At 47.9% G+C, this 13,363-nt stretch carries 15 protein-coding genes; all 15 read left to right on the top strand.

Annotated elements, in window-relative coordinates:
* The first annotated feature begins 95 nt into the window (after positions 1–95).
* The 15 genes from LIZ87_RS15350 to LIZ87_RS15280 all read left to right on the top strand — a co-directional run bounded on the left by LIZ87_RS15350 (position 96) and on the right by LIZ87_RS15280 (position 13,353).
* The gene (locus LIZ87_RS15350) at positions 96–965 is read left to right on the top strand and encodes a tyrosine-type recombinase/integrase (protein ID WP_178314123.1); all 870 of its coding nucleotides are present in this window, start codon (positions 96–98) and stop codon (positions 963–965) included.
* A 421-nt stretch (positions 966–1,386) separates the two neighbouring features.
* Positions 1,387–2,142 carry a CpsB/CapC family capsule biosynthesis tyrosine phosphatase gene (locus LIZ87_RS15345; protein ID WP_178314125.1) on the top strand — a complete coding sequence of 252 codons (756 nt, stop codon included), beginning with the start codon at positions 1,387–1,389 and terminating at the stop codon, positions 2,140–2,142.
* 35 nt (positions 2,143–2,177) lie between these two features.
* The gene (locus LIZ87_RS15340; RefSeq protein ID WP_178314127.1) at positions 2,178–2,924 is read left to right on the top strand and encodes a YveK family protein; all 747 of its coding nucleotides are present in this window, start codon (positions 2,178–2,180) and stop codon (positions 2,922–2,924) included.
* Between the two features lie 3 nt (positions 2,925–2,927).
* A complete protein-coding gene (locus LIZ87_RS15335) occupies positions 2,928–3,779 on the top strand; it encodes a CpsD/CapB family tyrosine-protein kinase (protein WP_227148254.1) in 852 nt (283 codons plus the stop codon).
* Positions 3,742–4,818 (top strand): LCP family protein, encoded by a 1,077-nt coding sequence (locus LIZ87_RS15330; RefSeq protein WP_227148252.1) that lies wholly within the window; start codon positions 3,742–3,744, stop codon positions 4,816–4,818. Before LIZ87_RS15335 ends, LIZ87_RS15330 begins: the two co-directional genes overlap by 38 nt.
* Before the next feature lie 22 nt (positions 4,819–4,840).
* Positions 4,841–5,047: a hypothetical protein gene (locus LIZ87_RS15325; protein WP_178314706.1), complete on the top strand. Its 207-nt coding sequence runs from the start codon at positions 4,841–4,843 to the stop codon at positions 5,045–5,047.
* 82 nt (positions 5,048–5,129) lie between these two features.
* Entirely contained in the window at positions 5,130–5,837 is a 708-nt protein-coding gene (locus LIZ87_RS15320; protein ID WP_178314705.1) for a hypothetical protein, read from the top strand.
* 63 nt (positions 5,838–5,900) lie between these two features.
* Positions 5,901–7,949 (top strand): nucleoside-diphosphate sugar epimerase/dehydratase, encoded by a 2,049-nt coding sequence (locus LIZ87_RS15315; RefSeq protein WP_330664640.1) that lies wholly within the window; start codon positions 5,901–5,903, stop codon positions 7,947–7,949.
* Between the two features lie 173 nt (positions 7,950–8,122).
* A complete protein-coding gene (gene loaP, locus LIZ87_RS15310; protein ID WP_227148250.1) occupies positions 8,123–8,659 on the top strand; it encodes an antiterminator LoaP in 537 nt (178 codons plus the stop codon).
* A gap of 43 nt (positions 8,660–8,702) precedes the next feature.
* On the top strand, positions 8,703–8,945 hold the full coding sequence (locus LIZ87_RS22440; protein ID WP_264468022.1) for an AAA family ATPase: 243 nt from the start codon (positions 8,703–8,705) through the stop codon (positions 8,943–8,945).
* Between the two features lie 100 nt (positions 8,946–9,045).
* Entirely contained in the window at positions 9,046–10,329 is a 1,284-nt protein-coding gene (locus LIZ87_RS15300) for a DegT/DnrJ/EryC1/StrS family aminotransferase (RefSeq protein WP_227148248.1), read from the top strand.
* Positions 10,330–10,341: 12 nt separating this feature from the next.
* The gene (locus LIZ87_RS15295; RefSeq protein ID WP_227148246.1) at positions 10,342–10,977 is read left to right on the top strand and encodes a sugar transferase; all 636 of its coding nucleotides are present in this window, start codon (positions 10,342–10,344) and stop codon (positions 10,975–10,977) included.
* On the top strand, positions 10,978–12,588 hold the full coding sequence (locus LIZ87_RS15290; protein ID WP_227148244.1) for an HAD-IA family hydrolase: 1,611 nt from the start codon (positions 10,978–10,980) through the stop codon (positions 12,586–12,588). It abuts the gene before it with no gap.
* A 4-nt stretch (positions 12,589–12,592) separates the two neighbouring features.
* Positions 12,593–13,006 carry a glycosyltransferase gene (locus tag LIZ87_RS15285; protein WP_227148242.1) on the top strand — a complete coding sequence of 138 codons (414 nt, stop codon included), beginning with the start codon at positions 12,593–12,595 and terminating at the stop codon, positions 13,004–13,006.
* 11 nt (positions 13,007–13,017) lie between these two features.
* Complete coding sequence (locus LIZ87_RS15280; protein ID WP_227148240.1) at positions 13,018–13,353, top strand: hypothetical protein; 336 nt, start codon at positions 13,018–13,020, stop codon at positions 13,351–13,353.
* Positions 13,354–13,363: the final 10 nt, after the last annotated feature.

Below are 13,363 nucleotides of genomic sequence, written 5' to 3'. Positions count from 1 at the left end.
CCTTTCTTTTTTTAACAGAAATACGAAAATTTACGTATTAACCCCCAAATATATTATAGAAGAAAGAGAAGCAAAGGATAAGGGAAAGAGATCATATGGAATACAAAACGACAATCACACGATTTGAGGCATATTTGCGAAGCGAGGAGAAAAGCCAGAATACCATCGAAAAGTATGTCCGTGATGTAAAACATTTCTTGAGTTACGTGAGGGAGGAAAGCTGGGAGCGGGAGCAAGTGCTCCAATATAAGGAGTATCTGAGAGAACACTATAAGGTGAGCAGCGCCAATTCCATGCTGGCCTCCTTAAACTGCTTTCTGAAATATCAGGGAAGAAGGGACTGCTGTGTCCAGACCTTCCGGCAGCAGCGCCGGATATTCCGCGAGGAGGAGAAGGAGTTAAGCCGCAGCGAATACAAGCGCCTGGTACAAGCTGCAGAAGATATGGGAAATCAGCGGCTGAGCTATATTTTACAGACCATAGGCAGCACAGGGATCCGGATCGGAGAGCTGAAATACATCACGGTGGAGGCTTTGGCAAAACATATGGTACATATCCATTTCAAAGGAAAAGAACGTGTGATCCTCCTGCCCAGGACATTGGCAGAAATGCTGCAGGACTACTGCCGGAAGAGAAATATTCAAAAGGGCTGCATATTTATCACTGCGGGGGGACAGCCTGTAGACAGGCGAAATGTGTGGGGAGAGATGAAAAAGCTCTGTAAGCTGTCAGGTGTACAGGAAAGCAAGGTATTTCCACACAATCTAAGACATCTATTTGCAGCAAGCTATTACGAAAAAGAAAAGGATCTGGTACGTCTTGCGGATTTCCTGGGGCACAGCAGTGTGGAGACAACAAGAAGATACACCATGATAAGCAGTGTGGAGGCTTGCTTAAAGCAGTTAGAGCTGGGGCTGCTGTTTTATGATCAGGGGCCTGCCGAGAGGCGGGGAACCATGGTATGACATAATATAGATTATGTCATATTGAAATTGCCCTTTAAGAATTAACAATCCCATTCTACCATCTTACAGTCTAATTTTCAATGCTTTTTATGTATAAGATTTCACACAAACTTCATAAAATTTCCATAAATCTCGCCAAATCACACGGCAAGAGCTTCCAAATGGTGGATTGCCTGGCAAAAGATACCACATAATCTATATTATGTGGTATCTTTTGTCAAAAATAAGAAACAGGATTTGACAGGACAGCAGCTTGTATGACCCGAAGACATCCGCGGGAAAGAAATGATGCATGACTCCTTTCGAAAACCAATATAAGAGCAGACATCAAAGAAGACCGTCAAAAAGTGTGTTTTTACTGGGGGGGGGGGCAATAAAACCTCCTATTTTTATGTAAGGAAAGGGAGGTGGACTCCTGAATATGAAAAACGCGGAAAACATACAGCCGGAAAAGCACAGCCCCAGCCATGGCTGGACAGATATCCACGGGCACATTCTGCCAAAGACAGATGACGGGGCTGCAGATTGGGACATTGCACAGAACATGCTGGAAATGTCCTATGCCCAGGGAGTCCGCACGATCATTGCAACCCCTCATTACTCACCGTCCCAGGATGTGGGAAGACTGAGGGAGACATGTGAGAGGCTGAATGAAAGAGCAAAAGAGATTTTCGAAGACCTACATATCCTGCTGGGCCAGGAGATCATGTACTTTGAAGAGCTGCCGGAGCATCTGGCGACAGGAAGGGCCTTGACTCTGGCGGACAGCAGATACGTTTTAGTAGAATTCCGTCCGAGCGACAGCTATGGGAAGCTGTCCAGGGTAGTACGTCAGCTTTTGCAGGCCTCCTATCTGCCGGTAATCGCCCACGCGGAACGCTACGCCTGCCTCCTGGAGCCGGAAAAGATGGCGGGACTCATCCATGACGGCGGATATATCCAGATGAATGCAGGAAGCCTGAAGGGAGGCTTTCTGGATAAGAGGGCAGCCTGGTGCAGGAGGGCAGTGTCAAAGGGAGAGGTCCACTTTCTGGCAACAGACATGCATGATATAAGCAGGCGCCCCCCGAATCTGGGACAGGCAGAGATCTGGCTGGAAAAGCACGGGGGCAGGAGACTTGCAGAAAAACTGCTGCAGAGGAATCAGGAGCATATATTGGGGGATACCGTGCTCTAGGTATCCAAAAAAGAAAAATGAAGGAAAAGGTAAGCATGGAAAAGTTACGAGAGAACAATGAAGAACTGCAGATCGATCTGCTGGAGCTGTTATTCGCCTTCAGGAAAAAGCTGTGGATGATCGTCCTGGCAATGGTGATAGGGGGCCTGGGGGCCGGGATTTACAGCAAGGTGGTGCTGACGCCGATCTATACCTCCACAGCCATGGTCTACGTACTGTCAAAGGAAACCACCCTGACCTCCCTGGCAGACCTGCAGATCGGAAGCCAGCTGACAAAGGACTATCAGGTCATCGTCACCAGCCGTCCGGTGCTGCAGCAGGTGATCGAGAACCAGGGGCTGGATATGTCCTATGGCCAACTGAAGGGTAAGATCAGCATTTCCAACCCGGCGGACACCCGCATCCTGTCCCTGACGGTGTCAGATTCAGACCCGGTGAGGGCGAAGGCAGTGGCGGATGAGGTGGCAAAGGTATCCTCAGACTACATAGGCGACATTATGGAAATGGTACCCCCGAAGATCATTGAGGAAGGCGTGGTCGCATTGTCGCCCACATCACCCAATATCAAAAGGAACGCCGTCCTGGGAGGAATGGCCTTTGCAGCAGCTGTGTGCGGAGTCATCACCCTCCAGGTGATCATGAACGATACGGTGCGTTCGGAGGAGGATGTAGAGAAATATCTGAACCTGACTGTCCTTGCCTCGGTTCCGGATGACAGCAGCCAGGAGGAAGAAAAGCAGCACAAGGGCAGGCGGAAGAAGCAGAAGAGGAAGGAGGCGTAAAAGATGGAAGAAACAAACAGGAAAGAGACACTTGAACTGAAAAATACAGGCCGCAAGGACTATTACTATGAGGAAGCCATCAAGACCCTCCGGACAAACATCCAGTTCTGCGGGAGCAGCTTAAAGGCCATCATGTTTACCAGCTCCATGCCGAACGAGGGAAAGAGCGAGACGACCTTCGCACTGGCCGCCTCCCTGGCAAGCATAGGGAAGAAGGTTCTGCTGGTGGACTGCGATATCCGCAAGTCTGTGATGGTAAAACGGCATGAGATCAAGGGGAACCCCAACGGCCTGTCCCAATATTTAAGCGGCCAGAAAACGCTGGAGGAGGTGCTGTACGGGACGGATATTGAAAACCTGGACCTCATCCTTTCCGGCCCCTACTCCCCTAACCCGGCGGAGCTGTTAGAGGATACGCTCTTCCACACCATGCTGGAGAAAGCCAGGGGAGAGTATGACTATATCATCATAGACACCCCGCCCATGGCAAACCTGATCGATGGGGCCATCGTGGCCAGCCAGTGTGACGGGGCGGTGCTGGTGATCGAAAGCGGTGTCATCAGCTACCGTCTGGCCCAGAAGGTGAAGGCCCAGCTGGAAAAAAGCGGCTGCCGCATCCTGGGAGCCGTATTAAACCGTGTGGGCTCCGAGTATGAAAACGGCTATTACAAAAAATATTATGGAAGATACTACGGGAAATATTACGGGAAGTATTACAAAAAATACGGCGGCCCATACGGGTACGATGACCCCTCCGGGGCAGGCAGGGCCCAGGGGAAGGGACAGACGCAGCCGGACGGACAGACGCAGGTGAAGCATGAGAAGGCCTCCAGGAAAAAGAAAGAAAAGCAGTAGGCACAATAGCCGCAACCGAATATGGAACTGCCTGGCGCTGGCCGCCGCCGTCCTTGCGCTTCTGTTCGCTGCCCAGACCATCCGCCTGTACCGGGAAAAGACGGTATCAAACCAGAAGACGGAGGAATGGAGGCAGAGGCAGCAGGAGGAGCAGAAGGCCTCCTTTGCCAAAGAGCGGAATGTGATTGAGTATCAGGGAAAGACCTACCAGAGGAACACCTATGTGAAAGCCATCCTGCTCATGGGGATCGACCGTCCGGAGACCCTGGAGGAGACAAAGGTGGCAGGCTCCGGGGGACAGGCGGACGGCATTTTCCTGATCGCCCAGGATACGGCGAGGGATAAAGTGAAGCTCCTTCTGATCCCCAGAGACACCATGACCCCCATCACACTGACGGACCTAAGCGGGAATGTGCTGGGCCAGGATATCCAGCACCTGACCCTGGCCTATGCCTACGGGGATGGCCGGGAGAAGAGCTGCCAGTACATGAAGGAGGCAGTGACAAACCTGCTGGAGGGCCTGGAGATTGACGGCTACATGGCGGTCAGTATGGAGGCCCTGCCTGTATTTAACGATGCGGTGGGAGGAGTTACGGTCACGATCACGGATGAGAGCCTGGCAGAGTCCAATCCTGAATTCCCTTTAGGTGAGACTGTCTTATTAAAAGGAAAGCAGGCTGAGTCCTATATCCGTTACAGGGATACGGGAAAGGCCCAGAGCGCCCTTGTAAGGACAGAGCGCCAGAAATCCTACATCCAGGGCTTTGCCCAGGCGGCCAGGGAAAAAGCCAGGAAGGACGAAGGCCTGGTGGCCAGAATGGCAGAGGAGGTCCAGAGCTACATGGTAACGGATATGGAGAAAGGGCAGTACATGGATATGGCGCTGGCATTCCTGGGAAGCAGCCAGAGCTTTGGGCAGGAGGACATGCTCACCCTTCCAGGGACGGCAGTGGAGACCAATCTATACGATGAATACTATCCGGAAAAAGAGAAGATCCTTCCGATCATTCTGGAGATGTTTTACAGGGAGGAAGGTTAAACAAAGGAAAGGAGATGGTAGGATGTCTGCGCGGAATATCAAAAGGACGCCCTTTGGGATAGAGATCAAGATGGAGCTGATCCGCAGGGGGATGACAAGCCGGGATTTTGCGAAAAGCATAGGGATAGCGGAGACAACGCTGTGCGATGTGATCGCCGGGAGGAACAACAGCGCGGCAACGAGGGAAAAGATCGTGGCCGGCCTGGAGCTGAAGGAGATCCCGGAGTGACGGGAAGGGCCAGAGGCAGAAAATAAGATAAGGTAACCCAATCAAAGCAGTTCATAAATAAAAGAAAGGAATGGTGAAGACCATGAAAAAGAGAATCACAACAATCGCGTTAGTAGCAGCACTGGCAGTAGGACAGAGCGTGAGCGTATTTGCAGCAAACAGCCCCAGCACGAGGCCGGTGATCAGTGACAGCGGAAGCGATGGGACCATAGGCCTTGGCGGAAGCAGCAGCGGAGGGGGAAGCAGTAGCGGAGGTTCTTCCGCCGGAGCATCTGCCGTATCCAGCACAAGCGCACTGAATGATACTGTGCGTATCAATGTAGGACAGAATGGCGCAGAACATACCACCGGAACTGCCGGGACAGTAGAAACAAACAGCAGGGGCCAGGCCGTAATAGGAGGTACCGCACTGGAGTTTGTACAGGGCAGCGACCACGCAGTAATGGGCCTTCCGGCTTCCGTAGTATCATCCATTAACGGTATCAACAGCGGAAGCACCTTAAGCCAGGTGGTGCCGGGAGTGGATCTGACAGGCTATAATGCCCTGATCGGCACCCATGCACTGATGACAAGGGATAACGCAACAAACGCAGAGAAGACAGGGAATGTAGAGTTCCCGCTCTATGTGCCAAACCTGATGGACGGCCTGGGAACAGTACAGGTACTGTTCTATGACAACTTCCTGGGTCAGTGGAGACTGATCACCCCCAACAGGATTGATACCGCGGCAAAAACCCTGTGGGTGACAGTTCCAAACTCCGGAACCATTTCTGTTGTATATAAGAGATAAAAGAAATCAACCAGACATCCGCTTCCCCCAACCGGGAAGCGGAAGCAGCGTAGTGAGGGGAGTATGAAAGTGAAGAACAAAGATAAGATCAGGTTGGAGGAGTACATTCCTCACAGCAAAAAGGTGAGGATGGGCATTCTCTGGATATACGATATGGCTATGGTCTGGCTATGCTCCCTTCTTTCCCTCGTTATCCGGTTTGATTTTGATATCAGCGCCATACCTGCGGAATACATGGGAGCACTGTGGAAATACGGCCTTATGCAGACAGGCGTTGTAACCTTTGTATTTTACATAAGCCATCTCTATACCATCCTGTGGGGAGCCGCAGGGATCCGGGAAATGCTGGAGGTATCCCTTTCCTGTATGGCAGCGGCCATCGCCCAGCCATTGGCAATGACCTTTTTAGGAGAGAGGATGCCCAGGAGCTACTTTGTGCTGTGGCTCATCCTCATGACAATCGCTGCTGTGTGCGGGCGCATCAGCTACCAGGTGGTCCCGAGGATCCTCAACCGGCTTATACGGATAAAAGAAAAGGAAACCATTCCCCATGTAATGATTGTAGGCGGCGGAAGGGCAGGTACATTGATCCTGCGGGAAATGAAGAGCAGTGAAAAAGTCCATGGTTATCCGGCCTGCATCGTGGACGATGATCCGGACAAGCAGGGGAGGATGATCGACGGGGTACTGGTGGCAGGAAAGCGTGAGGACATCCCCAGGCTGGTAAGGGAAAAGGGGATCAATGAGATCTTCGTAGCCATGCCCACAGCCCCGGCGGAAGCCTTAAAGGACATCCTGGATATCTGCCAGCATACAGGCTGCCACGTGAAAACCCTTCCGGGCGTGTACCAGATCATGAACGATGAGGTAAGCATTTCAAAGCTGCGGAATGTGCAGATCGAGGACCTGCTGGGAAGAAAACCGATCCAGGTAGACTTAGATGAGATCATGGGCTACGTGAAAGATAAGGTAGTCCTGGTGACAGGAGGCGGAGGCTCTATAGGAAGCGAGCTGTGCCGCCAGCTGGCAGGCCATAAGGTAAAGCAACTCATCATTTTTGAAATGTATGAGAACAATGCCTATGAGATCCAGCAGGAGCTTAAGAGGAAATATCCAGATTTGAATCTGGTGGTTCTGATCGGCTCCGTCAGGAACACAAACCGTCTGGATTCCTTATTCCATCAGTACCGCCCGGACATTGTATACCACGCAGCAGCCCACAAGCACGTGCCCCTCATGGAGGATAGCCCCAACGAGGCCATCAAGAACAACGTGCTGGGGACCTATAAGACAGCGAAAGCAGCCATCAAATACGGGGTAAAGCGCTTCATCCTGATCTCCACAGACAAGGCGGTCAACCCGACCAACATCATGGGAGCCAGCAAGAGGCTGTGCGAGATGGTCATACAGATGTGCAACGAGAAGAGCGCGACCGAGTTTGTGGCTGTGCGTTTCGGAAACGTGCTGGGGAGCAACGGGAGCGTAATCCCGCTGTTCAAAAGCCAGATAGAAAAGGGCGGCCCGGTAACGGTGACCCACAAGGACATTATCCGTTACTTCATGACCATACCGGAGGCAGTGAGCCTGGTGATCCAGGCAGGAGCCTTTGCAAAGGGCGGAGAAATCTTTGTGCTGGACATGGGAAAGCCGGTGAGGATCCTGGATATGGCGGAAAAGCTGATCCGTCTGTCAGGGTACGAGCCCTACAAGGATATCGATATCCAGTTCACAGGCCTGAGGCCGGGAGAAAAGCTGTATGAGGAGCTCCTGATGGACGAGGAAGGGCTGCAGAAAACAGAGAATGAAAGGATCTTCATCGGCCATCCCATAGATATGGACTATGGAAAATTTGAAAAGGGTCTGTTCCGCTTAGAGGAAGCAGCCTGGAGAGAACGCGGGAGTATCCGTGAGATGGTCCACGAGCTGGTACCGGAGTATCACTATAAGCCCACTGATCCGGGAAAGGGAGAAGCCGCAGAGGAAGCAGCTGCAGAGGCTGCCGCAGGCCTGGATCCGGGCCTAGAGGTGGCCTCCGGGGAACGTCTTGCGCTGCATAGGCGGCTTGCCATGTACAGCGTGTGGAGTAATGAAAAGCAGGGACAGCAGGAGTAATATCACCACAAATGGTATCAGGACAGAATTGTCGCTTTGCCGCATTCTGTAAGGATACCTGTAATAATGGCTTATTTCCGCCTGTGGAATATCTAGCCTTTTGAGGTTTGGTTCCACGGGATGGCGAAGCCTACCCATTTCCAGGGAGGATCATTACCAGGGGAGGACAGAGTATGGAAAAGGAAAAATGGTATGCAGTCCAGGTGAGGACTGGAAAAGAAGACTTGATCCTTAATCTGTGCAGAAAGGTGATAGATAGAAGAATACTATCGGAATGCTTCATAGCCCAATGCGAGCGCATGAAGCGTTATCAGGGGACATGGCATAAGGAGCCGCATCCCATGTTTCCGGGTTATGTCTTTCTGATTACCGATGAAGTAGAAAAGCTGTTCTACGAATTAAAGCAGCTTCCGGAGCTTACAAAGATCCTGGGAGATGGAACGGAATTTATCTCTCTTCGGGAAGAAGAGAAGGAATTCCTGCTCCGTATAGGAGGAAACAGCCATTTTACGGAGATATCTACAGGAAATATCATAGGCGGTCAGATCCAAATCATATCTGGTCCCTTAAAAGGAATGGAAGGTCAGATTACCTATATAGACCGGCATAAGCGGATCGCAAAGGTGACAGTAGATATGTTCGGCCGAATGGTGGAGGTAAAGATGGGGCTGGAGGTGGCGATGAAGGTCGCAGATTCCACTTTAAAATAGTATAATGAAAGAAGAATTGTCAATGCTTCGGAGGGAAATCTGCATGGAAGTAAGGCTGCCATTGGGAATAGACCAATTCGAGAAGCTCCGCACCAGCGACTGTTATTATATTGACAAGACTGGCTTTATTCGGGAGCTGCTATGTGAAAGAGCGGCATTGCTGCAGATCAGAGAAAAGCAACATGGCAGGAAGCTATTAAAAGGATATGAAAGGATCCTTTGCTATGGGGCGGCATTCTTTGAAAAAATGTGCCTAGTAAAGGTAGAAAAGGATTATTTATCGTAAATAACAGGAATGATGAAAAGAGAATAGAAGCGATAAAAATAGGAGCCATAGCGGACTCTTATTTTTGTGCGCAAAAATATAAAAACAGTAGGAGAAAAACATGTTCACGAACGAGGGAATATTCGAGCCTTTTAAGGAAAAGGTATGGCTTTCATCTCCCACCATGCATGGAGAAGAGATGATCTATATGCAGGAGGCCTATGAGACCAACTGGATGTCTACAGTGGGGAAGAACATCAATGAAGCCGAGCGGATGACAGCAGAAAAAATCGGCTGCCGCTATGCAGTAGCCTTATCCTGCGGTACAGCAGCTCTTCATCTTGCTGCCAGGCTGGCGGGAGAAGCCATTTACGGGCCAGCGGAAACAGGAAAAGGAGCCTTACAGGGAAAGCAGGTATTCTGCTCCGATATGACCTTCGATGCAACAGTGAATCCGGTAGTCTATGAAGGCGGCGTTCCCGTATTCATAGACACGGAGAGAGACACCTGGAACATGGATCCCATAGCCTTGGAGAAGGCCTTTGAGATATATCCCGATGTGAAATTAATCGTAATCGCCCATCTCTACGGGACTCCTGGAAAGATTGATGAAATCAGAGTCATAGCGAAGAAGCACGGGGCGCTGATCATCGAGGATGCGGCGGAATCCTTCGGTGCCTCCTACAAGGGAGTTCAAACAGGGAATTTCGGCAGCTTTAACTGCATCAGCTTCAATGGAAACAAGATCATCACAGGCTCCAGCGGAGGAATGTTCCTGACTGACAGCCTGGAAGCGGCCAATAAGGTTCGCAAATGGTCCACCCAGAGCCGTGAAAACGCGGCCTGGTATCAGCATGAGGAGCTGGGATATAACTACCGCATGAGCAATGTCATAGCCGGAGTAGTAAGAGGCCAGCTTCCCTATCTGGAGGAGCATATAAGCCAGAAAAAGGCCATTTATGAACGGTACAGGAAAGGCCTGAAGGGGCTTGCTGTATCCATGAACCCCTATGACGCAGAAAACAGTGAGCCAAACTTTTGGCTGTCCTGCCTGCTGATCAATGAGGATGCCATGTGCCGGCAGGTGAGAGGGGAGCAGGAGGCTCTTTACATAAGTGAGAAAGGAAAAAGCTGCCCTACGGAGATACTGGAGGTATTGGCAAAGCATAATGCGGAGGGCCGCCCTATCTGGAAGCCCATGCATATGCAGCCGATTTATCGGATGAATGGGTTTATTACCAGAGATGGAAATGGGAGAGGCAGGACGAATGCTTATATTGAGGGCGGCTGTACAGACGTGGGAATGGATATTTTCCATAGAGGCTTATGCCTTCCCAGTGATAATAAGATGACAGCGGAGCAGCAGGATATCATTATAGAGCTGATTAAGGAATGCTTTGCATAATGGAGAAGTGAAATGGAAAAAAGACATATACCCTATGGCCCGTATGAAAAATATTTGAAGCGCCCTCTGGATCTATTGTGTGGATTGGCTGCGGTAATTGTGTTTTCATGGTTATATATCATTTTGGCGATTCTTGTGAGAGTGAAACTGGGAAGTCCTGTTTTATTTACACAGGAGAGACCAGGAAGAGATGAGAAAATATTTAAGCTTTATAAATTCCGTACTATGACTGATAAGCGAGATGAAAAGGGTGAACTATTGCCGGATGATGTGAGGCTTACAAAATTCGGAAAATTGCTGCGTTCAACCAGTTTAGATGAACTGCCAGAGGCCTTTAACATTATTAAAGGGGATATGAGTGTAGTTGGCCCCAGGCCACTTCTTGTGAGATATTTGGAACGATATAATGAAGAACAGCGTCATAGGCATGATGTGAGGCCAGGACTTTCCGGTTATGCACAGGTGAATGGACGAAACGGCGTCAGCTGGGAGGACAAGTTCCGGCTGGATGTGGAGTATGTAAATCATATTACATTTCTGGGAGATCTGAAAATCATTTTTCAAACGGTTGAAAAAGCCTTTATTAAGCGAGAGGGAATCTCTTCAGAAACATCTGCAACAATGGAAGAATTTATGGGGAATAAATAAATGAAAGAAATACGCATTTTGGTAACTGGTGTCGGAAGACGTGTTGAGCTTATTCAGGCGTTCCGGCAAGCAGCGCTCAGATTGAATATCCAGCTTAAATTGTATGGCGCTGATATGGCTGGTACTGCTCCGGCGTTAACATACTGCGATTTTACAAGAAAAGTCTGTGGTATGAAAGAACCGCAATATATTCAGCAACTGGTAGATATTTGCATGAAAGACAGGATCGATCTTGTTATGCCTACGATAGATACAGATCTGTTGGTTCTGTCTCACAGTATAGAAGCTTTTGAGAAAATTGGGACGAAAGTACTTATCAGTAAGCCAGATAGGATTGCCATTTGCAGAGATAAAAATAATACAGGTAAGTTCTTTGAATCATGCGGTTTAAAGGCACCGGGATCCTATAATGATTATAAAAAATATAAAGGGCCTTATCCCTGCTTCATTAAGCCAAAGGATGGCAGCAGTTCTATTAATGCTTTTAAAGCTGAAGATGAAATAGAATTAGCAGTATATGCGCAGCAGATAGAGGATTATATCATCCAGCCGTTTATAGATGGAAAAGAATTTACGGTAGATATTTTTTGCGATTTTGACGGCAATCCTGTTTATATAACCCCACGGGAAAGAGTACAGGTAAGAGCTGGGGAAGTCTTAAAGACCAAAATTCATATGAATGAAACCATGATAGAGGAAAGTAAAAAGCTGATTGAAGGTTTCAAGCCATGTGGTCCGATGACTGTTCAGCTTATTCAGGATAAGAATACAGGAGATAATTATTATATCGAAATCAATCCGCGTTATGGCGGAGGTGCTCCGCTTAGTATGAAATCAGGAGCAAGGTCGGCAGAGGCTGTTCTTAGATTGCTTTGTGGTGAAAGAATAGAATACCAGGAGAATTGCAGCTGCAACGGCGCTGTTTATAGCCGTTATGATCAGAGCGTCTGCATTTCAGAAGGAGATGATACGCAGCCGGTTAAGGGAGTGATTTTTGATCTTGACGATACCCTCTATAGTGAAAAACAGTATATAAAAAGCGGATATAAGAAGATAGCCGATTATTTTGGAGATAAAAAGGCAGAAGAAAAACTCTGGAATTATTTTTTGGAGGGCAAACCTGCCATTGATGCCTATCTCGCTGAAATTGGAGCGGAAGACAGAAAGAATCAATGCCTTGATATTTATAGGAAGCAGGTACCGGATATCACACTTTATGGAGGAATAAAGGAGTTTATTGACGGCTTGAGATTAAAAGGCGTGAAGGTCGGAATTATCACGGATGGAAGAGTAGAGGGGCAGAAAAATAAAATAAAGGCTCTTGGTCTTGAAGACGCAGTGGATGACATTATTATTACAGATGAGTTAGGTGGCATGCAATTCAGAAAGCCGAATGATATTTCTTTCCGTATTATGCAGAATAGATGGAGACTTCCGTTTGAGCAGATTCTTTATATCGGAGACAATCCAAACAAAGACTTTCAGGCCCCCAGGCAGCTTGGAATGCGGAGTCTTTATTTTAAAAACGAAGATGGATTGTATTCATATGAAAATGTGCAGAATGTAATAACAGTAGATTCAATTGAGCAGATGACTACGATGGGAGTGTAACTAAATGAATATATTAATTATGTCAAAAATTTTTGCTAATTCAGGAGTTGGTTCTCATATTATGGATCTCTCTGAGAATCTTGTGGAACGAGGGCATACAGTATATCTTATGTCCGGTACAAACGATCATGAAGAATTTTGTTGTGAAAAGAAAATCAATTTTACATACATAGATTTTTCCATGACTCCTCTCAATATCATCAAAAATATAGACATTATTTGTAAATTCATTAAAAAACATAGGATTGATATAGTACATTGCCATCACAGAAGCTGTGCATTTTATATGAACATTTTAAGCAGATTTACAGGAGTGCCATATGTGTGGTCTAATCATTTAGATAATATTCCTAGTGATTTTATCATAGAAAAACAACATTTTATGGCAAACAAGCAATATGCGTTTCCACAGATTTAAAAAAGTTTTGTATGAGCAAATTGCATATTCCGGAAAAGAAGATATCCGTTGTTTATAATGGAATCCACCCTGAAAGATACAAATATGATGCAGAGTATGTTGATGAATTTAGAAAAGAACATCAAATAGGAGATAAAAAAGTAATTGGTTTACTCGCAAGAATGTCTCCCATCAAGGGACATTTGAATTTAGTAAATGCGATCTCTTTTATCCCAAGAGAAAAAATGAATCAACATGTTATAGTTATGTTTGGTGCATCAATGGTGCAGGAGCCGTTGTGTAGGATGTCTGTTGATTGTGTTGTTAGTTGTGCTGGGGATTGGGGGGGGGTGAAAATAACTACATAAAAAAGGTAAA

Origin of the sequence: Lacrimispora sp. 210928-DFI.3.58 (assembly GCF_020554865.1) — a bacterium.
Lineage (GTDB): Bacteria > Bacillota > Clostridia > Lachnospirales > Lachnospiraceae > Enterocloster.
Note: the sequence above shows the minus strand (reverse complement) of the source record. Positions and strands in the feature narration are given on the sequence as shown.